The organism is Alteromonas sp. ABH4_457 (assembly GCF_056160625.1).
The window spans coordinates 539,216-562,589 of the sequence record NZ_JBSWXN010000005.1; the positions used below are offsets into that span (position 1 = coordinate 539,216).

Annotated in this window: 21 protein-coding genes; 13 read left to right on the forward strand and 8 right to left on the reverse strand. The window is 48.5% G+C overall.

The window, feature by feature from the left end:
• The first annotated feature begins 85 nt into the window (after nt 1-85).
• The 4 genes from bioB to bioD are packed head-to-tail and all read left to right on the forward strand — an operon-like array spanning nt 86 to nt 3,812.
• Entirely contained in the window at nt 86-1,186 is a 1,101-nt protein-coding gene (gene bioB / locus ACXAGR_RS15180) for a biotin synthase BioB (RefSeq protein WP_119500846.1), read from the forward strand.
• The gene (locus ACXAGR_RS15185; protein WP_474844824.1) at nt 1,186-2,343 is read left to right on the forward strand and encodes an aminotransferase class I/II-fold pyridoxal phosphate-dependent enzyme; all 1,158 of its coding nucleotides are present in this window, start codon (nt 1,186-1,188) and stop codon (nt 2,341-2,343) included. The genes bioB and ACXAGR_RS15185 overlap by 1 nt, the downstream gene beginning before the upstream one ends.
• Nucleotides 2,340-3,134 (forward strand): methyltransferase domain-containing protein, encoded by a 795-nt coding sequence (locus tag ACXAGR_RS15190; protein ID WP_474851143.1) that lies wholly within the window; start codon nt 2,340-2,342, stop codon nt 3,132-3,134. The genes ACXAGR_RS15185 and ACXAGR_RS15190 overlap by 4 nt, the downstream gene beginning before the upstream one ends.
• A 3-nt stretch (nt 3,135-3,137) precedes the next feature.
• Nucleotides 3,138-3,812 carry a dethiobiotin synthase gene (gene bioD / locus ACXAGR_RS15195; RefSeq protein ID WP_474851144.1) on the forward strand — a complete coding sequence of 225 codons (675 nt, stop codon included), beginning with the start codon at nt 3,138-3,140 and terminating at the stop codon, nt 3,810-3,812.
• Here the strand turns inward: bioD and pepE are convergent.
• Entirely contained in the window at nt 3,789-4,505 is a 717-nt protein-coding gene (gene pepE, locus ACXAGR_RS15200; protein WP_474844827.1) for a dipeptidase PepE, read from the reverse strand. The two genes, bioD and pepE, sit on opposite strands and share 24 nt — an antisense overlap.
• A gap of 223 nt (nt 4,506-4,728) precedes the next feature.
• Nucleotides 4,729-5,031, reverse strand: coding sequence for a hypothetical protein (locus ACXAGR_RS15205; protein ID WP_474844828.1), 303 nt, complete (start codon nt 5,029-5,031; stop codon nt 4,729-4,731).
• A 210-nt stretch (nt 5,032-5,241) separates the two neighbouring features.
• Here ACXAGR_RS15205 and pobA point away from each other — a divergent pair, with 210 nt between their 5' ends.
• The gene (gene pobA, locus ACXAGR_RS15210) at nt 5,242-6,420 is read left to right on the forward strand and encodes a 4-hydroxybenzoate 3-monooxygenase (protein WP_474844829.1); all 1,179 of its coding nucleotides are present in this window, start codon (nt 5,242-5,244) and stop codon (nt 6,418-6,420) included.
• 73 nt (nt 6,421-6,493) lie between these two features.
• Here pobA and gdhA read toward each other — a convergent pair whose 3' ends face one another.
• On the reverse strand, nt 6,494-7,834 hold the full coding sequence (gene gdhA, locus ACXAGR_RS15215; protein WP_474851145.1) for an NADP-specific glutamate dehydrogenase: 1,341 nt from the start codon (nt 7,832-7,834) through the stop codon (nt 6,494-6,496).
• A gap of 190 nt (nt 7,835-8,024) precedes the next feature.
• On the opposite strand from gdhA, the gene ACXAGR_RS15220 reads away from it, so the two are divergent.
• From ACXAGR_RS15220 to ACXAGR_RS15230, 3 genes are all read left to right on the forward strand, one after another.
• Nucleotides 8,025-8,714, forward strand: a complete 690-nt coding sequence (locus ACXAGR_RS15220) for an SDR family NAD(P)-dependent oxidoreductase (RefSeq protein ID WP_474851146.1) — start codon at nt 8,025-8,027, stop codon at nt 8,712-8,714.
• 230 nt (nt 8,715-8,944) lie between these two features.
• On the forward strand, nt 8,945-9,433 hold the full coding sequence (locus ACXAGR_RS15225) for a low molecular weight protein-tyrosine-phosphatase (RefSeq protein WP_474851147.1): 489 nt from the start codon (nt 8,945-8,947) through the stop codon (nt 9,431-9,433).
• A gap of 356 nt (nt 9,434-9,789) precedes the next feature.
• Nucleotides 9,790-11,136 (forward strand): class II 3-deoxy-7-phosphoheptulonate synthase, encoded by a 1,347-nt coding sequence (locus ACXAGR_RS15230; protein ID WP_474851148.1) that lies wholly within the window; start codon nt 9,790-9,792, stop codon nt 11,134-11,136.
• A 6-nt stretch (nt 11,137-11,142) separates the two neighbouring features.
• Here the strand turns inward: ACXAGR_RS15230 and ACXAGR_RS15235 are convergent, their stop codons facing one another.
• Nucleotides 11,143-11,526 (reverse strand): hypothetical protein, encoded by a 384-nt coding sequence (locus ACXAGR_RS15235; protein WP_474851149.1) that lies wholly within the window; start codon nt 11,524-11,526, stop codon nt 11,143-11,145.
• Between the two features lie 25 nt (nt 11,527-11,551).
• On the opposite strand from ACXAGR_RS15235, the gene ACXAGR_RS15240 reads away from it, so the two are divergent.
• Both ACXAGR_RS15240 and ACXAGR_RS15245 read left to right on the forward strand, forming a co-directional pair.
• Complete coding sequence (locus tag ACXAGR_RS15240; protein ID WP_303574944.1) at nt 11,552-11,941, forward strand: DUF3224 domain-containing protein; 390 nt, start codon at nt 11,552-11,554, stop codon at nt 11,939-11,941.
• A gap of 196 nt (nt 11,942-12,137) precedes the next feature.
• Complete coding sequence (locus ACXAGR_RS15245; protein WP_474851150.1) at nt 12,138-13,775, forward strand: rhamnogalacturonidase; 1,638 nt, start codon at nt 12,138-12,140, stop codon at nt 13,773-13,775.
• 46 nt (nt 13,776-13,821) lie between these two features.
• Here the strand turns inward: ACXAGR_RS15245 and ACXAGR_RS15250 are convergent, their stop codons facing one another.
• Nucleotides 13,822-14,034: a DUF3820 family protein gene (locus ACXAGR_RS15250; RefSeq protein WP_119500860.1), complete on the reverse strand. Its 213-nt coding sequence runs from the start codon at nt 14,032-14,034 to the stop codon at nt 13,822-13,824.
• The gene (locus ACXAGR_RS15255) at nt 14,034-15,821 is read right to left on the reverse strand and encodes an ABCB family ABC transporter ATP-binding protein/permease (RefSeq protein ID WP_474851151.1); all 1,788 of its coding nucleotides are present in this window, start codon (nt 15,819-15,821) and stop codon (nt 14,034-14,036) included. The genes ACXAGR_RS15250 and ACXAGR_RS15255 overlap by 1 nt, the downstream gene beginning before the upstream one ends.
• A 186-nt stretch (nt 15,822-16,007) precedes the next feature.
• On the opposite strand from ACXAGR_RS15255, the gene moaA reads away from it, so the two are divergent.
• Nucleotides 16,008-16,976, forward strand: coding sequence for a GTP 3',8-cyclase MoaA (moaA, locus tag ACXAGR_RS15260; protein ID WP_474851152.1), 969 nt, complete (start codon nt 16,008-16,010; stop codon nt 16,974-16,976).
• Nucleotides 16,977-16,999: 23 nt separating this feature from the next.
• On the forward strand, nt 17,000-17,557 hold the full coding sequence (locus ACXAGR_RS15265) for a GNAT family N-acetyltransferase (protein WP_474851153.1): 558 nt from the start codon (nt 17,000-17,002) through the stop codon (nt 17,555-17,557).
• A 23-nt stretch (nt 17,558-17,580) separates the two neighbouring features.
• On the opposite strand, the gene ACXAGR_RS15270 is transcribed toward ACXAGR_RS15265, so the two are convergent.
• Nucleotides 17,581-19,206, reverse strand: coding sequence for a response regulator (locus ACXAGR_RS15270; protein WP_474851154.1), 1,626 nt, complete (start codon nt 19,204-19,206; stop codon nt 17,581-17,583).
• A 358-nt stretch (nt 19,207-19,564) separates the two neighbouring features.
• A complete protein-coding gene (locus ACXAGR_RS15275; RefSeq protein ID WP_474851155.1) occupies nt 19,565-20,260 on the reverse strand; it encodes a Crp/Fnr family transcriptional regulator in 696 nt (231 codons plus the stop codon).
• Nucleotides 20,261-20,915: 655 nt separating this feature from the next.
• Between ACXAGR_RS15275 and ACXAGR_RS15280 the strand changes: the two genes are divergently transcribed.
• Nucleotides 20,916-23,273, forward strand: a complete 2,358-nt coding sequence (locus ACXAGR_RS15280) for a TonB-dependent receptor (protein WP_474851156.1) — start codon at nt 20,916-20,918, stop codon at nt 23,271-23,273.
• Nucleotides 23,274-23,374 lie beyond the last annotated feature (101 nt).

Genomic DNA, 23,374 nt, shown 5'->3' on the forward strand with positions numbered 1-23,374 from the left:
GTAAAGGTTTGAAAATGGTCAGAGTTGACAACTCTGTAACCAGGCATAGACTAAGCCAGCATTTCTCATTAGTAAAGGATAGGGCATGACCATCGCGTCCAACGCACCACAACATCAGGCAGACATTCGCCATGACTGGACCAAAGCCGAAGTTAAGGCACTTTTCGCATTGCCATTTAATGACTTACTGTTCAAAGCCCAAACTGTTCACCGTCAGTATTTCGATCCGAACGAAGTGCAGGTGAGCACGTTATTATCAATTAAAACCGGCGCGTGCCCGGAAGACTGCAAATACTGCCCGCAAAGCGCACGCTATGATACCGGATTAGAAAAAGAGCGCTTACTGGAAATTGAAAAAGTGATTCAGCGCGCTAAAGAAGCGAAAGCCACCGGATCCACCCGTTTCTGTATGGGAGCTGCCTGGCGTAACCCCCGTGACCGCGATATGCCTTATGTCACACAGATGGTGTCTGAAGTGAAAAAGCTTGGTCTGGAGACCTGTATGACGCTGGGTATGCTTACCCGCGAGCAGGCTGTGGCACTGAAGCAGGCCGGTCTGGATTATTACAACCACAATCTGGATACTTCCCCTGAGTTTTACGGTGACATCATTACAACCCGTACCTACGACGACCGTCTTAATACCTTGCAGAATGTGCGTGATGCCGGCATGAATGTATGTTCCGGCGGTATTGTGGGCATGGGGGAATCTGCAGAAGACCGTGCAAGCCTGCTGATGCAACTGGCTAATCTGCCGGAACAGCCGCAAAGTGTTCCTATCAATATGCTGGTGAAAGTAGAAGGAACGCCGCTGGATAAAGTGGACGATCTCGAACCATTCGAATTTATCCGGACCATTGCGGTCGCACGCATCATGATGCCTGCCTCACACGTGCGTTTGTCCGCCGGCCGTGAAAACATGAATGAACAGATGCAGGCGCTGTGTTTTATGGCCGGTGCCAACTCTATTTTTTACGGTTGCAAGCTGCTGACAACCTCTAACCCGGATACCCACGAAGACGTGTTGTTATTCCGCAAGCTGGGCATTAACGCTGAGCGTACCCGCGAGTTCTCTGATGAAGCTCATGAGCAGGCATTGCAGGAAGAAATTGCCGCGCAATCAGCGCCGGCTGACTTGTTTTACGATGCCACCGCGCCCCGTAAAACCGCGCCTGCGGAGGCCTGATGGCATTTGATTTTATCAATGCTGAGCTTCAGAAAAAGCAGGATGCCGGTTACTTGCGTCGCCGGCATTGTGTGGAATATGAAAAAGACGGCATTATTTGTATAGCCGGCGAGCACTATCTGAACTTTGCCAGTAACGATTATCTGGGCATGCGTCAGCATCCGGGTGTGCTGCAAAGCTGGGTAGAAGGCTTAGCCCAGTTTGGTGGTGGCAGCGGCGCGTCTCCGTTAGTGACAGGCTACACACAGGCCCATGCGGCCCTTGAAGCCTATCTTGAAGAGCATCTTCAGCGTGAAGCGGTACTGCTGTTTAATTCCGGCTTTGCAGCGAATCAGGCCATCTGTCAGGCACTGTTTCAAAATGGTGGCAACGTACTGGCCGACAAATATATGCACGCTTCATTCATTGACGGCGTGCTTGCCAGCAAAGCTGAATTCAAGCGTTTCCGTCATAACGATTTAGCGCACTGCGAAATACTACTATCCGGTTTATCCGGCGATACCCTTATCGCCAGTGAAAGTATTTTCAGCATGGACGGAGACAGCGCACCGGTTAAAGGACTTGTTTCACAAAGTCGTGACAGCGGCGCGTGGTTGATGCTGGATGACGCCCATGGATTTGGCGTACTGGGCGAAAATGGTTTCGGTGTGGCAGAGCACTATCAGCTTACACAGCAGGATTTGCCGGTACTGATGGGCACATTCGGTAAGGCGGTGGGTACAGCCGGTGCCTTCGTTGCCGGCAGTCAGGCCTTTATTGATTATCTGGTCAATCACGCCAGGCACTATATTTACTCCACCGCGCTGCCGGCCTCTCAGGCTATTGCTACCTTGTATTCGCTTACGGCCATATCAACGGGTGACGAGCGTAAAACGTTACATGAGAATATTGCGACGTTTCGTTCGCTTGCTCTGGCGCAGGGCCTTCAGTTAACTGAATCTGTCGGTGCCATTCAGCCTGTGATGTGCGGCGATCCTCATAAGGCGCTGGCGCTGTCAGAAGCGCTGAAACAACGTGGAATATGGGTACCGGCAATACGTTATCCGACAGTGCCGAAAGGGGCTGACAGATTGCGGATCACCATTACTGCTCAACACAGTGCCCGGGATATCAGCGTGCTGGTGGATGCATTAATGCTGGCTATGGAGGCGGTGTGAATCAACCCGCTTCAAAAACCGCTGAAACAGCCGTAACCCGCAAACAGGCGATTGCTGCTTGCTTTGACCGTGCTGCTCATTCATATAATCAGGTGGCAGGAGTTCAGGCCCGTATCGCTGCCCATGCCCGCAGTTTGTTGCACGTTGAACCGGGCAGCAGGGTGCTTGATATCGGCTGCGCCACAGGGCGGGAAACCGTGTTGCTGGCGAAAAACGGTGCTCAGGTCACCGGTCTCGATATTGCCGCAGATATGCTCCAAAAGGCGCGGCGGGATTATCCGTCTCTGACATTCAAAGAAGGTGATGCGGATGCCCTGCCTTTTCCTGCACAGCAATTTGATGCGGTATTTTCCTCAATGGCGTTGCAGTGGAGTGATGATCCTGCCAGGGCTATGCCGGAAATTGCCAGGGTGCTTAAACCCGGGGGCAGAGCGCAGTTAGCCATTATGGTTGCCGGTTCTTTTCACGAGCTTATTCAGGCCCGTTCAGTGGCGGGGTTGCCTGAATCCGTAAACACTTTACCTCAGTCACTGGTGTGGGAAAAAGCAGCCTGTCAGGCTGGCTTTCAAGTAGTGAAAAGTACGGTTGAAACGTATACAGAGCACTTTGACGGAATACGCAGTCTGCTGCATTCAATTACTAAAGCCGGTGCTGGCTTATCAGACAGCGGACACGCACAACATTCTTTCACCCGCAATTCACTGAAAGCGTTGGAAAAGGCTTTCTGTACCGCCCCGGCCGGTACGCTGCCCCTCACTTATCACGTATTACAGATATCGCTGGAACGCTAATTTATGCATGCTTATTTTGTTACCGGTACCGACACAGAAGTGGGTAAAACCTTTGTGTCGTCTTTATTTTTACAGGCTGCGGCGCAATCCGGACTTTCCTCTGTGGGGTACAAGCCAGTCTCTGCCGGATGTGAAGTCATTGACGGCGCGCTCAGCAACGAAGATGCAAGAGCTTTACATGCGGCCTCATCGTTACCCGTATCACTTCAGGAAGTGAACCCGGTGACCCTTGAACCACCTGTCGCACCGCATATTGCTGCAGAACAGGCGGGTTTAAAAATAGAAAAAGAAGATCTGATTAAAGGGTACGAACATCTGGCAGGGATGCACCCTGACTTTATGCTCATGGAAGGGGCCGGTGGCTGGCGGTTACCGTTAGGCAATGGTCTCTGGATGCCACAAATCGTTCAGGCACTTAAGCTGGATGTTATTGTGGTAGTGGGCATGCGGCTGGGATGTCTGAATCATGCCGTACTCACCTGTGAAGCCATTTTGAATGACGGCCTGAACATTAAAGGCTGGGTGGCGAATCAGTTGTCTGCTGATATGCCGGTATACGATGAAAATCTGGCGACACTTAAAGCCGTGTTGCATGCTCCCATGCTGGCCGAAATTCCTTTCGGCGCAGATGAGAATACGGTAGCAGACCTGGTATCAACGGTGCAGAAACTGGCTTAAGTCATCACCGTCTTTAATGGCGGTTTTTTGTTTTCCTGAGAATACAAAACCGCCATATTCCCCTTTAAATGTCAGTTTACCTTTAGACAGCTCAAGCGCAGTGCCTTCACGTATTGCCAGTACAGCTGTATCCGGATTCAGCTTCGTGAATTCAGCAAGACGTTGATCGCGGGTTTCCCCGTTAAAACCCGGCGGGTGGTAATCAGAATAATGCGGATTCAACTGACAAGGAAGCAGCGCAAGGGCGTCAAACGACGGCGGCTCGATAATAGGCATGTCATTGGTGGTTCTGATGGTAGCACCGCAAATATTTGAACCGGCACTCCAGCCGATGTAGGGAACGCCTGATTCAATGGCCAGGCATATAGGCGCAATAAGCGAGTTTTTATACAGATTTGCCAGCAAATTAAAGGTATTACCACCGCCGGTTAATATTGCTTTGCCTGCCTGAATGGCTTCTGTTACTGCTTGTGCCGGATGCTCAAATGTATGTAACCCGGTAACCCGGCATTCAGGTAAAGCAGCCTGTACTTTTGCCGTGTACTCGTCAAAAGATACTGTCACACCGGCGTAAGGAATAAACAGCACGTCCCGTTTGTCACCTAAATGAGAAAGGATCATGGGTTTGGCGTGGGCGAGATAGTCTTCGTCTCCCACACGGGAACTGCTGAGCATCAGCACATGAGCAGGCATGGTCACTCCGGAAATTGAATTTTTTGATTTTAAAAGATGATACGCGAACACGAACCCTGTGTTTAGTGTGGTGTACAAATAACTTTTTGGAAAGGGAGAGAGGAATAAAACCGGAACGGCGCGGTTACTTTTCATATTCTGTAACTGATTTCCCCTCAAACAGAACACAGTTTGAGGGGAAACGGTGGCATGGATGAGTGAAGGTTTACAACTGTATTACCACTCAGAATTGTCCCTGAGGCGGTCTCCGGCCAGGAGGCTCACCCATATTATCAGGCCGGCAGGCCAGTTCTTCTGATGAAGTGTCTTCGTCTGGTCCGGATGGCGGTGCCACACACTGGCCTGACACTGTCTCACCATCCCGGCCGCTCATGGAGCAACTGTCACCCTCTGATGAAGATGCACAGGCGTCAAATGCTTCCTGAGGGATTGAAGGCCTTTCTTCCCGTTCCGCTGCGCAGGCGGCAAGTGCACTGAACCCTGCTACAAAAATGACACAGCGCTTAATCGATTGTTTCTTTACCATAGTTTGTTCCGGTTGGGCTTAAGGTATTCTTAACTGACTACCGGAATGGTCTTTGTGTTCTTTTCTTTTCGATTTCTTTACGCTGTTCAACGGTATGTCAAATGTTAATTTGACGAAAAAGTACAATTGATTGCGGGAATAGTGACTAAACGCAGGTGTTAAATTCATTCACGATAGGTTAACAATTTAGCCCTTTGCCGGAAGAAGAAAATGAATACCACCAAAACTGATGTCGCTATTATCGGTGCAGGCCCGTCGGGACTGATGCTGGGCCACCTGCTCACTCAGGCAGGCATCAACTGTATCATCGTAGAACGTAAATCACCGGATTATGTGTTAAGCCGTATCCGCGCCGGAGTGCTTGAACAGTGCACCTTACAGGTAATGGAAAAGCTCGGTTTGGACAGCAGACTGAAAGCTGAAGGTTTACCTCACGACGGCGTTATTCTCGCTGATGGCGAAAGGGTCATTGAAATTGATGTGAAGGGTTTAACCGGCAGCCAGGTGGTTGTTTACGGCCAGACTGAAATTACCAAAGATCTCATGGACGCATCAGACAGTCGCGGTGTAATGCGGGTATACGATGCAGATGATGTTGCTCTGCATAATATTGAAACCGAAGCACCCTGCGTAACTTATACAAAAAACGGCGAACCTCATCGTATCGATTGTCGTTTTATCGCCGGTTGTGATGGCTTCCACGGGCCTTCCCGTAAAGCCATGCCGGGAAGCAACACGAACTACGTGGAAAAAGTCTATCCATTCGGCTGGCTGGGTGTGCTGGCAGATGTGCCGCCAGCCACACACGAAGTGGCTTACAGTAATCACGACCGCGGTTTTGCCTTATCTTCAATGCGGTCGCTTACCCGCAGCCGCTATTACATCCAGGTAGGGCTGGATGAAAAGGTGGAAGACTGGTCTGATGAACGGTTCTGGGATGAACTGGCTGTTCGTCTGGGTCCTGAGATCTCCTCAAAGCTGGTGACCGGACCTTCAATCGAAAAATCCATTGCACCACTGCGTTCATTTATTTTTGGCAGCATGCGTCACGGCAGCCTGTTCCTGGCGGGAGATTCTGCGCATATCGTGCCGCCCACCGGCGCGAAAGGGCTCAATCTGGCATCTTCGGATATCACCTACTTGTCGGCAGCAATAATCAGTTACTTCAAAGAAAAGCAATCTGATGGCATTAACCTTTACTCTGAAAAAGCGCTGAACCGCGTATGGAAGTCGTCACGTTTTTCATGGTATCTCACCACGCTGATGCACCGTTTCCCTGAAAGCGGAGAGTTTGATCGCAAAATGCAGGTGGCGGAACTGGAATACATTGCCGGCTCAAAAGCAGCACAGACCACTATTGCTGAAAACTACATAGGTCTGCCACTTTAACAGCGCTTTACATCATCGCCAGACGTTATGGAAATCCCGGCAAGCACGCCGGGATTTTTCTCTTATTAACGAACTACAGGCCCTGAGCAACCATCGCATCTGCCAGACGTCTGAATGCGGCGATATTCGCGCCCTTTGCATAATCAGTAAAACCGTCTTCACGGCCTTCTTTCACACATTGCTCATGAATGTGCTTCATGATTTTTTTCAGTTCTTTATCCAGTGTGTCATAACTGCTTCTGCGAAAACTGGCGTTCTGCATCATTTCCAGGCCTGACAATGCGACGCCGCCGGCGTTAGAAGCCTTACCCGGTACGAAAGGAATACGGTGTTCAGCAAACACTTTCTGTGCGTTAGCAGTGCACGGCATATTTGCACCTTCCAGCACATACTTCACGCCGTTCCGGCAAAGCATATCAGCGTCATCTTCATCCAGCTCATTTTGCGTCGCGCAGGGCAGGCAGATATCAGCGGAATGATGCCATGGCTTTTTGCCTTCGTGCCATTCTCCGCCACTCTTCTCCCTGATGGCTAAGAGGATGTTGTCATAGTTGTGCTTCTGCTCAATAGCAAACTGAATGTCCTGCTTTGACAAACCGTTCTCTTTTATCAGGCAACCACGGCTGTTCGACAGGCTTGTTACCACAGCGCCGGATTCACAGGCTTTCAGCGCAGCGTGCAGCGCAACATTGCCCGCGCCGCTGATACCGGTGCGTTTGCCTTCGAGGTTATCGTCATGAGCAGCCAATACTTCCTGCAACATGTAAATCAAGCCGAACCCGGTGGCTTCTGTGCGCACATGGCTGCCACCGAATGAGATGTCTTTTCCTGTCAGTGTGCCGCCAAATTGATTGTGGATACGGCGGTACTGGCCGTACATGAACCCGATTTCACGGCTGCTGACGTTTATATCGCCGGCGGGCACGTCGGTCTGCGGGCCGATATGACGCTGCAATTCAGCCATGAACGCCTGGCAAAAGCGCATGATTTCAGTGTCGCTTCTGCCTTTCGGATTGAAATCAGAGCCTCCCTTCGCGCCGCCCATGGGCAGGCCGGTTAATGCATTTTTGAAGGATTGTTCAAAGGCGAGGAATTTTAAAACAGACTCGTTGACGGTGGGGTGAAAGCGCAGGCCGCCTTTATATGGACCAATCAGGCCGTTGTGTTGTATGCGCCATCCACGGTGTATTTCGACCCCGCCGTCATCGTTCATCCACTGCACATTGAAGTGAATGATACGCTCGGGCACGCAGAGTCTTCTGACCACGTCATAGCGTTTGTAAGCTTCCGACGCGTTTGAGACTGGCATGACATGATCCACAATCTCCTCAACGGCCTGCAGGTATTCCTTTTGTTCGCCGTACAATTCTGTCAGCCATTTAAGCACGCTGTCACGATTTGATAGTTGACTCATAATGCATTCCGTTTCAATAAATTATTTGTATTGCTTACCTGTACGGCACTGATGTTGATCATTAATTCCTTGTCATCTGAGGTTTACGGCTGTTCTGAACGGGATTGCATGGACCGTGGTTGAACCTTGGCGGTAGTGGCGCGTACCCAACAATACAACTGACTTTATTCACTGGATGACAGGAGACATTATGACCTCAACTGTACTGGTAACCGGCGGCAACCGCGGTATTGGCCTGGAAATCGTTCGTGGCTATGCGCAGGCGGGCTTCAAGGTGTTGCTTGGCTGCCGGGATGAAGAAGCCGGCGAAGAGATTAAGAAGGACATTGTCGGCAAAGACATTCAGATAATAGAAATTAACCTGTCCAATGAAGCGGCAGCTAAAGAAAATATTATCCGTGCTCAGGCCATTTATGGCGGTGTGGATGTGCTGGTAAATAACGCCGGTGTACTCCATAAAGAAGACTGGCAGGACGTGTCTTCTGATTCACTGAAAGAGGCAATGCAGGTGCATGTAAACGGTCCGCTGACATTGATTCAGCAAATTCTGCCCGGCATGTGTGAAAGGGGGTATGGTCGCATCGTCAATGTCTCATCGGGGTGGGGCGCTTTTTCAGAAGGGATGGAAGGGCCGCTGGCCTATGCCGTCAGTAAAGCCGCGCTGAATGCACTGACAAAACACCTTGCCGCACAGGTGGCCGGCGAGAAGAATATTAAAATTAATGCCATGTGTCCGGGCTGGGTACACACCCGCATGGGAGGACGTGATGCACCGCGAACACCACAGCAGGGGGCTGAAACCGTCGTCTGGCTGGGACAACTTGGTAAGGATGGTCCTTCCGGACAGTTTTTCAGAGATAAAAAAGCTACCGGCTGGTAAACATACGTTGTCCGGCTTTTATGCCGGAGGCAGGCTGTATGTGCGGCCTGCTTTAATCTCCGCTTACACCATCGACGATAAGAATTCGTTTATGCACAGGGCAAATTATGGCAGTCTATACGGCGAAATTGTGGAAAGGATTTTCCTTAGGGTAGTACAGCGGGTCTGAACCGGGCGCCGGTCATAACTGGTTGCTTGACAGATATACCGCAGAAAATAAGAAAATTGACATGTTTAAGTCGAAAAAGAAAACATCTGTGCTTTTTGTGTGTCTGGGCAATATTTGCCGTTCACCCACGGCTGAGGCCGTTTTTCGTCACAAAGCGAAAGCGGCAGGTTTAGACCTCAAAATTGATTCGGCCGGTACCCACGGTTATCACATCGGAAAGCAGCCGGATGGTCGTTCGGTATCAGTGGGTGTGCAGCGTGGCTATTCATTTAAAGGCATTAAATGTCGCCGTGTAGAAGATAAAGATTTTACTGATTTTGATTACATCATGGCCATGGACACCAGTAACTATGAGAATCTGATGAAGGTGAGTCCTGAGGAAGAACAGCACCGTATTCATTATTTTCTCGACTTTACCCCGGGCGATGAAAAGGAAGTGCCGGACCCGTATTACGGCGGGAAGCAGGGTTTTGAACTGGTGCTGGATTTAATCGAGCAGGCATCGGATGGTTTTATCCGTCATCTGAAGCAACAAAAGCCGGCCGGTTAGGTCATTGCGGGCTGTAACGCCCGCTAAAAATTTGCTTCGCCATCTCTGTTATAAGCCATCGCAAAAAACTCACCAAATTTCTGTGATGAAACCTCCGGCACCGGTTGAATTGTGGTAGACTCCCGCCAGGTGTTTCATATAAAGACGTAGCTGTCAGCCTTATTGGCCGCAGGATACGCGATAAAGTACATTCAGGTTCATCATTGCACTTCGCAACCTTTCTGCTGAACCCGTTACACAAATCAGACTACACCAACAGAGACATGCATGAACTGATGCCGTTGAAGCGGCACCGGTTGTATCGTCCGGGGACATCAATTTTTCTGTGCCATCGCTGCCAACAATGAGGAGAAAGCGTGAGTAACTGGCAACCTGACAGCTGGAGATCAAAACCGATCCTGCAGCAACCTGAATACGATAATCAGGAACAAGTCGCTTTTGTAGAGCAAACATTAAGCAAATATCCGCCACTGGTTTTTGCTGCTGAGACACGTGAGCTGCGCCGTCAGCTTGGTGATGTGTGTCAGGGAAAAGGTTTTTTACTGCAGGGCGGTGACTGTGCCGAGTCTTTTGACGAGTTTAATGCGCCTAAGATCCGTGACACGTTTAAAGTCTTGCTTCAAATGGCAATCGTGATGACTTTTGCCGGCCGTTGTCCTGTCACTAAAGTTGCCCGCATGGCCGGTCAGTACGCCAAACCGCGCTCTTCTGACTACGAAACGATTAATGGTGTGACATTGCCCAGTTACCGTGGCGATATCATCAACAGCTTTGAGTTTACCGAAGAAGCCCGTCGCCCTGATCCGAACCGTCTGCTGGATGCTTATCATCGCAGTGCGGCTACGCTAAACCTGCTGCGCGCATTTGCTCAAGGCGGTCTGGCTGACTTAAACGAAGTTAACCGCTGGAATATGGCGTTTTTAGAGAATAACCCGCTGAAAGACCGTTATTCTGACATTGCCAGCCGTATTCAGGATTCTCTGGAATTTATGAAGGTGATTGGTCTGAATGCGCTGAACACGCCTTCATTGCATGAAACGAGCCTGTTTACATCGCATGAAGCACTGTTACTTAACTACGAACAGTCTCTCACCCGTATCGACACGTTAACCGGTAAACCGTACAACTGTTCTGCCCACATGGTGTGGATTGGTGAGCGTACCCGTCAGCTTGATCATGCCCACGTTGAGTTTTTCCGTGGTATTCATAACCCTATCGGTGTGAAAGTTGGTCCGACGATGGATGAGGATGAGCTTATCAGACTGATTGACGTGCTGAACCCGGACAATGACCCGGGGCGTCTCACTTTCATTACCCGTATGGGCGCAGATAAGCTGGAAGCGAACCTGCCGCGCTTACTGCGTCGTGTTAAAGCTGAAGGCCGTAACGTGGTATGGAGTTCAGATCCGATGCACGGTAATACGTTCTCGGCATCAAGCGGTTATAAAACCCGTAACTTCGATGCGATTTTAAGCGAAATTCGTCAGTTCTTCGCAGCCCACGAAGCTGAAGGTACTCATGCCGGTGGTGTGCATTTGGAAATGACAGGTCAGCATGTTACCGAATGTACCGGTGGTGCTTATGAAATTTCAGATGAAGATCTGAAACAGGCATACAAAACCCAGTGTGATCCGCGTTTGAACGCCGATCAGGTACTGGAAATGGCGTTTCTGGTAGCAGACCATTTACGTAAAGGCGCATAAGCCTGTCTATTTCCCGCTGGCGGCAAAAGTCGCCAGCGCTACTTCTCTTTCCTGCTCTGTTAACACACCGGTAAAAATGGTGTTTCTTCGTAACGCATTCCAGCGTGGCTCATCGCTGAGTAACTGTGCTTTGAATGCTTCCGCGTCATGTTTTAATTCCAGCATGCTGTGCCATAAAAGATAACTGCCGTAACGCAGGAGCTTTTGCTGATAACGGGCTTCCAGCGTTTCTTCTGCCTGCGCGAGCAGCACCGGATTACTTATTACCTTGTCAGCAATTGCCCGGTGGATTTGCAGTATACGGTTGTCGATATCCGCATCCCGTTGTCTTCTCGACCTTGAATACATCTTGCTACTTCTTAAGGTTGCTGTATGGTTATACAGTGTCATTCTAACTCATTACGGAGAAAGTACAATGGAAGTGCAGGGCAAATTTGATGTGTCGTTACAGCCGGTTGAAGGCTTCATGACAGCGAAAGACGGGATGAATCCCGGTCGTATGACCATAGAAAAAACATTTCACGGTGCCCTCAGTGCCACAAGCAAGGGCGAAATGTTATCCCTGATGACAGCTGTTCCCGGCTCTGCTGGATATGTGGCAATAGAAATTGTGTCCGGAACATTGAATGGAAAGTCAGGTTCATTTGCTTTGCAGCATTTCGGCGTGATGGATAAGGGCAAAGACTCCCTTATTTTAAAAGTGGTACCGGACTCCGGCACAGAAGCGTTATCTGGCCTTTCTGGTGATATGAAAATCATTCGGGAGGGTGGGGAGCATAGTTACGTATTCGACTATTCGTTGTAGACATTCCCGTGCGGGACTGCCGCTCTGCAATCATTTACAAAAGCGCAGGTACTCCCTACATATTCAGATATGGAAGTTTCTGATTATTTAAGCCGTTGTAACAGGCTGCATCAGCAGTTTCAATTGACGATAAGTTTGCTCTGTCATTAGCATGATTTTTTATGGTGGCTTTTAAATTTACCGGCGGAAGTGTTACATGCGCAGAGTGTTCTTTCAGTTGTTTTTACTTTGGGTAATCGGTTTCATCCAGAACGTGCAGGCTCATGACATGCAGGGGTACTATAACGTCAGAGACTTCGGGGCCGTTGGCGACGGTATAAGCAGGGACACAGATGCGATTAATGCTGCCATCATCGCTGCCAGCAGGGATGGTGGGGGAACGGTGTATTTTCCGCCCGGCACTTACGCGAGCTTCAGCGTTGAGCTGAAAAGTCAGGTTGATATGCACCTTGCGAATGGCGCGACGCTGCTGGCTGCAACACCGCAGGATGAGAGCGAAGGATATCTGAAACCTGAGCCCAATATCTGGGGTGAAAAATATAAGTACCAGGATTTTGGTCACAGTCATTTTAGAAACAGCCTGCTCTGGGGCGAAAATATTCACGATGTCACCATTTCCGGCAGCGGGCTGATTGACGGTAAGGGGCTGTGGAAAGGCTTATACCCGCCACTGGGGCCGGCACCTTCAGTTAATCCGGGTAACAAAGCCATTGCGATAAAGGGCGGCCGGAACATTACTTTCCGGGACTTCAGTATTTATCGCGGCGGGCACTTCGGGATCCTCGCCACCGCCATTAACAACCTGACCATCGATAATCTGCGCATCGATACCAACCGCGATGGCATTGATATAGACGTGTGTAAAAACGTGCGGATAAGCAACGTGGTGGTTAACAGCCCCAATGACGATGCTATCGTGTTGAAAAGTTCCTATGTGATGGGCAAAGCCATCGCTACCGAAAATGTGACCATTAGCAACAGTATTGTCAGTGGTTATGCCATGGGTACTATGCTTGATGGCACTTATCAGCCAATGGAGGGCGCTGCACCGGATGGTGACGGGGCAACGGGCAGGATAAAGCTGGGTACCGAGTCTAACGGTGGTTTCAAACGCATTGCTATCAGTAATGTGGTGTTTGATCACAGTCGCGGTCTGGCGCTGGAAACCGTAGACGGCGGCATTATTGAAGATGTCGTTGCATCCGGTCTGGTGATGAACCGGGTCAGTAATTCTCCCATTTTTATTTATAACGGTGCACGCATGCGCGGGCCGGAAAATACGCCGCCGGGTGCTATTCGTCGTGTGCTGATTAAAGATGTAACGGTAAGTCATTCTGACGGACGTTTTCCGGTGATCATCCAGGGGTTACCGGAATCGCCGGTGTCTCAGGTAACCCTGAAAGATATGTATCTGATCGCCGGCGGCGGACTGACGCGGGAAGATGTGCTCGCTCAGAAACCTGATCACATCAGCGCCTTTTTTGCCCTGAAAGAAGAGGAACCGCGACATTCGCCTTTTGATGTGCCGGAGCGTCGTGCAGCCTATCCTGAACCTGCAATGTTCGGGTTATTGCCTGCTTCCGGTTTGTACATGCGGTACGCACAGGACATAACGCTTGAAAATATCAACCTGCAGCTTGAAGCACCTGATACCCGTTCTGTGCTCGTCTTCGATAGTGTCAACGACATCACGCTGCGGAATATGTCATTGCCGGAGGGCGCGCAGAAAGACCAGATCACTGTAATTAAAAGTCGTGATATCAGATTCTCTTCCCACGGGGAGAAAACAGAGACGCTTTCAGCAGACAAACCAACCGGCTTCAGCGGTTTCTGAATTCAGCAGGTTCTGAATGACAGACTCCGTGACGCCGGTTTTGCAGTCAGTCCTCAAGCAAGGGCTCAGCGACAGCTTCCAGCCCGTTTAATTTGATCTCGTACATCAGGGCCAGTTGTTCGCCAAGCTTTCCCTGCGGGAAGCCTTGTTTGTGAAACCACACCAGATAAGGTTCCGGCAGATAGAACAGTTTTCTGCCGGCATATTTGCCGAAGGGCATTTGTGCGTTAACTGCGGTTTTTAAGAACGCCGGATCCATTAGTCTTCCTGTTTTTGTTGTAGTGTCCACAGGCGGGCGTATTCGCCTTGCTGCATCAGCAATTCCTGATGGGTACCCTGTTCTGCCAGTTCACCCTGTTTTAGTACAAGAATGTTACCTGCATCTGTAATGGTTGATAACCGGTGTGCAATCATAATCGTAGTGTGTCCGGAAGCAAGCTCAGACAGGGCCTCCATGATGGCACGCTCAGCACCGCTGTCCAGAGAGGAAGTGGCTTCATCGAAAAGCAGTACGGGCGGGTTTTTCAGCACTGCACGGGCGATGGCTACCCGTTGCTTCTCCCCGCCGGAGAGTTTTAATCCCCGCTCACCCACACGGGTTTCGCCCTTCTCAGGCAATTGAGCAATAAAACTGTCAAGATGGGCGGTACGAATGGCTTGTTCGATATCCGCCTCACTGGCATCCGGGTTACCGTAGCGGATATTTTCCAGCAACGTATCGTTAAACAACACGGTGTCCTGGGGGACAATGCCCAGCCTTTCTCTCAATGATTGCTGCGACACTTTCCGGATGTCCTGTCCGTCAATCAATATGCGCCCCGATCTAGTGTCGTAAAAGCGGAAAAGCAATTTGACAAGCGTCGATTTACCGGCGCCACTGGCACCCACAATGGCCACCTTTTCACCTGGCTTGATGGTAAAACTGATATTTTTGAGGATAGGCCTGTCATCGCGGTAAGAAAAACTGACATTCTCAAAACAGATTTCGCCACGGGTGATGTTCAGTGGCGGTGCATTGTCTTCATCTTGCACTGAAGAACGGGTATCCAGCAGGGCGAACATATTGTCTATGTTTGCCATGGAACCACGGATCTCCCGGTAAACGAACCCTAAAAAGTTCAGGGGCATAAATATTTGCATGGTAAATGCGTTTATTAATACAAAATCACCGATGGTCATGTCGCCCCGTGCGACGCCGTAAGCGGCGTTTGCCAGCATGGCCGTCATTGCCACTGCGATGATGAACGCCTGACCGCCATTCAAAGCAAATAACGATAACCGGTTTTTACGTCTGGCCTGTTCCCAGTCAGCAAGGTTATTGTCGTAACGGTTGGCTTCATATGCCTCATTGCTGAAGTACTTCACTGTCTCAAAGTTCAGTAAGCTGTCTACCGCCCTTGAGTGGGTTGATGAATCTGCCTGGTTCATGGCATGAACAAAGCGCGTTCGCCAGTTTGTTGCTTTCATGGAATAAGCTACATAAGCAATGACGGAGGTAAGGATAATAGTGGCAAAAGAAAGGCCATACTGAAAAAAGAGCAGGCCGGTTACAATCAGAATTTCCAGCAGGGTAGGGCCGATGTTGAATACCATAAACCGCATCAGAAAGCTGATACCGCTGGTACCACGCTCTATATCCCGCGACAAACCGCCGGTCTGACGGTTCAGATGGAAAGACAAATCAAGGTTATGCAAGTGTTTGAAAACCCGTAACCCCATTCGTCGCATGGCCCTTTCAGTGACCCGTCCGAACAGTGTGTCTCTGACTTCACCGATGATCACGTTAAGCAATTTCAACGTACCGTATGCCACAATTAATGCCAGAGGCACGGCAACCAGACCGGTGGCCGCATCTTTTGTGTTCAGTGAATCGACTGTGTATTTAAGTACATAGGGCAGACCGATTGCTGCAAGCTTTGCCATAATCAGGCAGGCCAGCGCGATGGCAACGCGGCTTTTAAACTCAAGTAAATAAGGCCAGAGCTGATTCAGCACGTGCCAGCGCACCGGTGTGTCCGGTGAAACATTAAATCGGGATGGTCTCATCGTGAAAATGTGGTGTACGACTGTATGTAAATAAGAGTACCGCAAAGCGTTGCGCGCTCAAAGTTTCACGTTCAACGCATTTTTTGTGTTCATGACGACATAGTTCTTTCGTGGTAAAGTGCTAATCTGAATTGTTTCTTTCATTTTCCTGTCTTTACAGGGCCAATGCTAAGCGGGAGTGTCTTTTTGTTACAGGACAACTTTGGTCGCCGGTTTCATTATCTGCGTTTATCCATAACAGAAGCATGCAATTTTAAGTGCCAGTATTGCCTGCCTGACGGATACCACGGGCCTTCTGACGACACATTTCTTACGCTGCCTGAGATAGATACGCTGGTACAGGCCTTTGCCGGTCTTGGCACATCTAAAATCCGGATCACCGGTGGTGAACCCAGCCTGAGGCGGGATTTTACCGACGTGATTGCACTGTGTAAGAACACTGACGGCATTAATAAAGTGGCGACCACCAGCCACGGCGGACGCCTGGCCAGAGATGCACAAAAATGGCGTGATGCCGGTCTTGATCAGGTGAATGTGAGTATTGACAGTCTTGATCCCCGCCAGTTTGCTGACATTACCGGACAGAATAAATTAACTCAGGTGCTGGATGGCGTCAGTGCTGCCATCGAAACCGGCATGACTGTGAAAGTGAATTCTGTTTATCTTAAACATTTTGCAGGTAAACAACTTCAGCAGTTTAAAGACTGGTTGAAAGACACGCCAATTACCTTACGTTTCATTGAGTTAATGGAAACCGGTGACCATCCTGAATTCTTTGCACAACAACACTTATCCGGCGGGCCGCTGAAGCAACAGCTGCTTAATGAAGGCTGGATGCCGGTATTGCGCAGCAAAGATGCTGGTCCGGCGCAGGAGTTTCATCATCCGGATTACGCAGGCCGCATTGGGCTCATCATGCCTTACAGCAAAGATTTCTGCGCCAGCTGTAATCGTCTCAGGGTGGCTGCAAACGGCAAGTTACACCTGTGCCTGTTCAGTGAGCACGGCATTGATATCCGCCCTTATCTGCAGCAGGGGGATGTGCAGGCATTAATGGCACACTTGCAGCAGTTGCTGACTCAGAAGCACGCGACGCATTATCTGCAGGATGGTAATACTGGAGCAACGTCACATCTTGCGATGTTGGGCGGCTGATTACCGTCCGCGGGTAGCAAATCATGCACATTCCTCATACAAAAAGATTGTCCTTTCATTTTGTCACCGCAGATGACGCAGAGTTTTTGTGGTCGGTAGATCAGGATGAAGCCGTGATGAAGTACATCAATGGCGGTAAAAAAACATCTATGGAGACGATTCGGGAACAGTTTATTCCGCGGATCCGGGCGTTTTCTGATGAACTTAAAGGGTGGGGGCTCTGGCGGGTGAGTGCTCTGGAGTCACCACAGGAAGATCTGGGATGGATTCTGGTGCGGCCTTTCGGATTTTTCACCGGTGAAAGGGATGATAATAATCAGGAGCTGGGCTGGCGCTTTCACCGCAAAACATGGGGAAAGGGGATTGCCACCGAGGCCGCAGCACAGGTCAAACAGGCGTTATATGTTAACGGGACAAACCAGTTTTCAGCCATTGCACTGCCGGATAACAAGGCATCAGTAAACGTAATGGAAAAACTGGGTATGACGTTTTCGTACCGTTATCTCTATTCTGATGCAGTGTTCAATGATGAAGTCGTGGTTTACCGGCAGACACTGTTACCAGCAAAACCGGTGTGCTGAGAAACCGTCAACTGCTCAGGTGATTAAAGGCCGCTGAGACTACTTTTCACCCGGTGATAGCGGCGTTCCTGTTCATCTGTCAGAGTGGCCGACTCCAGCGTTTTCATGCAGTTGAAAATTAATTTTTTATTATCTTCTGTTTGCCTGGCAGGGTTATCCCTGAGCTCAGACGCGGTGGTTTGCAGCAGATTCAGCGCTATGGCCGGGTTCTTTGGCATAACCGTAAATGCCTGGCGGAAGGCAATAAGCGCATTGGCCACATCCCCTTCGCGGAAATAGTTTACAGCCGTGTTATTCAGCGCTTTCGGGCTTTCTGCAATCTCCCGCTTCTCCTGCTGTTGTTGCTTCAGGTAATGCATAAACAGCGCACTTTGACTTTCATCGGTAACACAACGGCGCTCAACTTCATCCAGAATCGCCAGCGCATGTTCCTGCAAGCCAACCTCATGAAAAGCTTTTGCTCTGTCCATCAGACCTTCAGTATTTTCATGGCTCATATCGGCATTTTGTAACTGACTCAACAGCATGCGGGCTTTATCGGTTTCATCTTCAAGATAATACAGCCTGGCATCAATGACCTTGAGTTCACTGTCGACCTCCGCTTTCGGAAACGCTTCTTTCATCTGACGGATAAAGTCCTGCGTTTGCCTGACAAGTTTTCCTGTCTCTGCTGCATCGGCGGTCATGGCAAAATCAATGCCGGCGCGGGCCACATTAAGGTAATTTTCAGGTTTGTCGTGAATAGAATTTTTAGCGTATTTTACCACCCGTCTTGCTGCGTCAAATTGCGCAGGGAAATCATGGGTGATCTTAGATAAATCCACGGCCTGTTTATGCCGGTGCACATTACGGGGAGAGATTGAGGATGCCAGAGTGACAGATTCCAGCGCATCATCGAACTCCTGTTGCTTTATCTGCAACGCCGCCAGTAAATCGTAGGCGCTGAGCATGGCATCCGGCTGAAATGCCAGCCTGAGGATAAGCTTTTCCGCTTCATCATCTTTATCCAGTTGCAGGTAGCAACGAACCAGTCCCAGTTTTGCCCAGGTAAAATCCTGCACATTGATGATGGCCTGATAAAAATCAGCGGCTTCTTCGAAGTGTTCGCATAAAAGGAGTAATTCACCCTTTGTTCGCAGGGCTAGCGGGAAAAATTCAGCGTTTTTGGGTTCTGTCAAAAAGCGCTCAAGTTCGTCAAGTGCCCCTTCGAAATCCCCCTTGTCCATTAACGCATAAACATCTTTGAGTGCTTGTTTGCGAACCAGTACGCGACTCAGGCGTTTATCCAGCTCTTTTACCGAGAACGGTTTGGCAAGAAATTCGTCAGGTTGCAGTTCAACGATTGAATGAACAATCTCAGCAGTAGTGTCTGAAGAAATAAAAACGAACGCGGTGGTCAGAGGCAGGATCTTGTGGGCTTTGAGTTGTTCGTAGAGAAAATAACCTTCTTTTTCTTCCCGCAGATCATACGCGCACACCACAAGTTCAAAGGTTTCTTCTTTTATCAGGCGCAGGGCTTCGTCAGCTTTATCAATATAACTGATTTGCTGGAACCCGAGTTCTTCCATTGTGTATTTCAAATATCCCTTCGCCAGGATCTGATCATCTACAATCAGAACACGAATAGCGCGGGCAAGCTTGATATTCATCGTGCGTGTTACTACCTGTCCATAGCAATACATTGTGCTGTTTTTGTATCGGCAGCATCCTGCAAAACTATTAGGAAAATCAACTGCAATAGTTAATCAGCACCTTAGCACGGTTTGAAATACAAAGAGAATAGGAAAGTTAACAGGGAAGTGGTGGACGCTATTGAGCTCAGGCAAAAAGCAAACATCTAAGCTGTCAATTCTGAGTAATTCATTAGAGATGATAAGTATAGCTGTCAAAATTCAGGTTACTGTCCGCTTAAGCGATGAGTTTGTTCCTGATATAACGAATGCTCTTTATTCTGTTAGCACTGAAGTGCTCATCTAAGATAGGGTTGACAGTAATACATAAACCATACTATAGAATATTTGCAAGAGCCCTTAAAGCTGGTAGATCAAGAATTTTAATCGACGTAGAATCGGGAGTCGCAATAATGCCGTCTTTTTTTATCCGGCTTAAAGTTCGGCTCACTGTTTCTACATTTAAGCCCAGGTAATCGGCTATATCAGCACGCGTCATAGGCAGTTCTATCAACTCCTGAGTCGCGTTAGGAATCCGTTTAAGAAGATGAATGATCATATAGGCTACGCGCTCGTACGCACTTAGCTGCCCAAGTAAATAAACCTGGTCAAATGTCATCTGCTGAATCATAGCGAGTAAGCTTTTTAAATTTAGTTTAAGAGAATCCATTTGTTCTGATAATTCAAAAAGACGATTACGCTTAGCTTCATAAACCGATAAGTCCACCAGACACTTTATGCCATATTCGTAATGTTCAGTACTAGACAGGCCAAAAAAATCGCCGGGAAACACAAACGCCAGTATTTGGCGTCTACCGTCGTTAGAAATTCGTTCTACGATTGCACAGCCGGAAGCAAGATTAAATACGCGGTCTTTTACTGAGTGTTGTAAACAAATATACTGATTCCGTTTAAGATTACGTAATTTGAAGTTGTCAGATACCCGATTAATCTCCTCTGCACTTAAACCTTTTAGCAAACCATAGTGGTCTCGTGGAATCTGCTCCTCGAAAGAATCGCACTGTAACAACATAGTAATACCTCATTCTAATAACAATTCCGTCATCTAAATGCTGAAAGCCTATCTTTTCAACAATTAATAGCAAGCAATTAGCATGCAATTTTGGCAAATATTGTAATAAGCCGGAAAAATACGAAGTGGTATCTGAATCGACTATACGTAAAATCCTACAACCTTTTGATTAAGCAGGCATTAGGACTAAACTGTACTGCAGGTGCTGTAAAACGTATAGCCGCTGCTCGTTACATGGAACGCACTAAAAGTGTGCAACTTCCCCTCTCACGCGCTTTGTGGACCATATATTACTCATCCATGCTTTGTGGGAGTCTTGCAACATAGAATCTGCTATTAGTTTATGGGCATCTGAAACTGTCATCTTGTCTATTCATGCGCATTTCAACATTGATATATATCAAATAGATTTGTAGTAGAAAATTCGGGTTACCTTAGCTCCATTCGTTTTCTCTACTGCAGTCGAACCAAAACTAAATTTCCTCATACTTACCCGCTCAAATTTACGACCTAAGGGGAACTGATTTTTGTCAGGACATAGTGAAATTTAAGGTGCTTATATAGGGAGCGGGCAAACACAAATCACAAAATATAACCGACCGGTTTGTCCATGAAAGATCATCCAGGCAGCGAATTCGCATTGAAGGAAAATATTATGACTACAAGACACTATCCAAAAGCATACCAATATAGTGCTTTAGCGCTTCTTATCGCGACCTCATTGCAGGTCCAGGCACAAGATGACAATGAAAAGGGGGCAAAACCGATTATTGAAACCATCGAAGTTACCGCAAGGAAACGCTCGGAAAGCCTCCAGGATGTGCCGGTTGCCGTTACGGCGCTGATCTCTGATGATGTTGAAAAGCGAGGTATTGTGCAAGTCAGTGATCTCGCCGACCAAACACCCGGGCTTGTTATTTCTGATAGTGCCTCAGGAAAAACAGACCGTTCAGTGCAGACTTTAAGTATTCGTGGTTTTTCACCGAGCAGCGGTTCTTCAGCAACAGCATCGATGTTCATTGACGGTGTCCCGGTATCATCTACCACTGCGATTTCATCTATAGGTAGTCCTGAGCGTATCGAAATTCTGCGTGGTCCTCAAAGTGCTTACTTTGGCCGGAACACCTTTGCGGGTGCTTTAAATATTGTTAATAAGTCGCCTAACGAGGAATGGGCTGGCTCAGTAGAAGCAATTTTCGGCAACTACAACTTCAAGCGTTTTCGCGGTGATGTAGAAGGCGTTGTCATTGAAGACAAATTGTCTTTTCGTTTATCTGGCGAAACCTATGATAAAGAGGGGGCCTGGAAAAATGCAGGTACAGGGGGAGGCACCTTTGGAGATCAAAGCACTGATATGGTGAACCTCTATATAGAAGCTAACCCAACCCAAGATTTGAGCATAAAAGCCTTTGGTCTTTATTCCTCCGATGAAGATGGTCCTGCAGCCTCTGCTTTTGTTTCTGCCTACGATATTACCGATTCAGAAGGTAATGTATTAGTGCAGGGTCAAGCAAACTGTGAACTCAATGGCAATCCGTATTTTTGCTCGCCTGTAGTGAAGGCCGATCCCTTTGCATACAATACTCAGGCACCGGCCGAACTGAAAGACGTGCTCTCAAATATTTCAACCAACCGTGTCACATCTACCAGCATGCTTAATGATTACGGCATGACACGTAAATTCAAGCATTTTCATCTTGTTGCAGATTGGGAAGTGGGGGACTTTATTCTTTCATCACTAACCGGTTATAACCGGGAGCAGTGGATACTTTTAAACGATATCGACCACTACGAGTCTGATACCTTTAACTATGGCTTCCTGGTTGAGCGCGACATTGAAGATATTTCACAGGAATTTCGTGTAACCTATGACGGTGACGGTCCGTTTTCAGGCACCTTTGGTTTGAGTTACCTGGATGCTACCAAAGATGCGACGCAAACGTCTGTGATTAATAGTTTTATACCATCTCAAGTTGTGCCTACCGGTCGGAACGAAGCAGAAACGATAGGCGCGTTTTTTGGTACCAGCTACGAATTTACCGACCAACTTACACTCAGCGTCGAAGGACGATTTCAGCGTGATACCATCACCGCGATTGATACAGTGGTTGATGCGGAGCTAGCCTCAGAGAGCTTTGATAACTTTTTACCCCGCGTCATTTTAGACTACTCGGTAGCACGGGATACCACTATGTACGCCAGCTATTCGAAAGGAATAAACCCTGCAGTGTTTAACTTAGGGTTATCTGCATTGTCAGATTATGCTCAGGAAACAGCGGCTAGCGTAGGTATAACTCTGGTGGTTGAACCTGAAGAAGTTGATAACTTTGAGATTGGCTTAAAAGGCTCAGCGCTGGGAGGCTCACTGACCTACGCCTCAGCAGTATATTACGCCCAATGGAGCAAGCAGATTAACCAGGGCTATTTTGTGTTTACTGAGCCAGGCAATGATATGGCAACAGCCCTGGAAGGTGTAACCAATGCCGGTGCACTGGATTTGTATGGCCTGGAATTTGAATCCAATTGGGCCGCAACCGAAAATATCAGAGTTAACCTCGCGGCAGCTTACACTGGGTCTGATATTAAGGAATATTCGGACGAAGCGCTTACATTGCTTACCGGCACTCGCGATTTTTCTGGTAATGAACAACCCGGAGTATCTAAGTATTCGGGCAACCTGGGCGTTGAATATCGGGATACCATAGGCACGGACTACGATTATTTCCTTCGCGCTGATTATATTTACAAGAGTGGTCAGTGGACAAATCAGGCTAATTTCATGAAAACCAATGATATTAGTAAAGTAAACATCCGGGCGGGTGTTAACATCGGTGATCTACAAATTCAGGCATACGTGAACAACTTGTTTGAAAATGACGAGTATACCTCTGTGTATGACTACTATGCGTTTACCCCTACCTTTGCTTACTTCTCGATATATTCAGGTGTTGTAATGGGATTGCCGGAGCCTCGTACCATAGGGGTTCAGTTCAAATATTCATTCTACGAATAATCCCGTGCTCGGTATCACGCTGAGACTGTCAGCGTGATGCCAACAAACATCAAAATTAAGCGCAACCATAATTACAATGCCAACTGGCATCGAAGGAGTTC

Excerpts from the sequence above, each read along its gene's own strand:
- bioB (WP_119500846.1), top strand. The coding sequence starts at position 86 with ATGACCATCGCGTCCAACGCACCACAACATCAGGCAGACATTCGCCAT.
- ACXAGR_RS15185 (WP_474844824.1), top strand. The coding sequence starts at position 1,186 with ATGGCATTTGATTTTATCAATGCTGAGCTTCAGAAAAAGCAGGATGCC.
- bioD (WP_474851144.1), top strand. The coding sequence starts at position 3,138 with ATGCATGCTTATTTTGTTACCGGTACCGACACAGAAGTGGGTAAAACC.
- pepE (WP_474844827.1), bottom strand. The coding sequence starts at position 4,505 with ATGCCTGCTCATGTGCTGATGCTCAGCAGTTCCCGTGTGGGAGACGAA.
- ACXAGR_RS15205 (WP_474844828.1), bottom strand. The coding sequence starts at position 5,031 with ATGGTAAAGAAACAATCGATTAAGCGCTGTGTCATTTTTGTAGCAGGG.
- pobA (WP_474844829.1), top strand. The coding sequence starts at position 5,242 with ATGAATACCACCAAAACTGATGTCGCTATTATCGGTGCAGGCCCGTCG.
- gdhA (WP_474851145.1), bottom strand. The coding sequence starts at position 7,834 with ATGAGTCAACTATCAAATCGTGACAGCGTGCTTAAATGGCTGACAGAA.
- ACXAGR_RS15220 (WP_474851146.1), top strand. The coding sequence starts at position 8,025 with ATGACCTCAACTGTACTGGTAACCGGCGGCAACCGCGGTATTGGCCTG.
- ACXAGR_RS15225 (WP_474851147.1), top strand. The coding sequence starts at position 8,945 with ATGTTTAAGTCGAAAAAGAAAACATCTGTGCTTTTTGTGTGTCTGGGC.
- ACXAGR_RS15235 (WP_474851149.1), bottom strand. The coding sequence starts at position 11,526 with ATGACACTGTATAACCATACAGCAACCTTAAGAAGTAGCAAGATGTAT.
- ACXAGR_RS15240 (WP_303574944.1), top strand. The coding sequence starts at position 11,552 with ATGGAAGTGCAGGGCAAATTTGATGTGTCGTTACAGCCGGTTGAAGGC.
- ACXAGR_RS15245 (WP_474851150.1), top strand. The coding sequence starts at position 12,138 with ATGCGCAGAGTGTTCTTTCAGTTGTTTTTACTTTGGGTAATCGGTTTC.
- ACXAGR_RS15250 (WP_119500860.1), bottom strand. The coding sequence starts at position 14,034 with ATGGATCCGGCGTTCTTAAAAACCGCAGTTAACGCACAAATGCCCTTC.
- ACXAGR_RS15255 (WP_474851151.1), bottom strand. The coding sequence starts at position 15,821 with ATGAGACCATCCCGATTTAATGTTTCACCGGACACACCGGTGCGCTGG.
- ACXAGR_RS15265 (WP_474851153.1), top strand. The coding sequence starts at position 17,000 with ATGCACATTCCTCATACAAAAAGATTGTCCTTTCATTTTGTCACCGCA.
- ACXAGR_RS15270 (WP_474851154.1), bottom strand. The coding sequence starts at position 19,206 with ATGAATATCAAGCTTGCCCGCGCTATTCGTGTTCTGATTGTAGATGAT.
- ACXAGR_RS15275 (WP_474851155.1), bottom strand. The coding sequence starts at position 20,260 with ATGTTGTTACAGTGCGATTCTTTCGAGGAGCAGATTCCACGAGACCAC.
- ACXAGR_RS15280 (WP_474851156.1), top strand. The coding sequence starts at position 20,916 with ATGACTACAAGACACTATCCAAAAGCATACCAATATAGTGCTTTAGCG.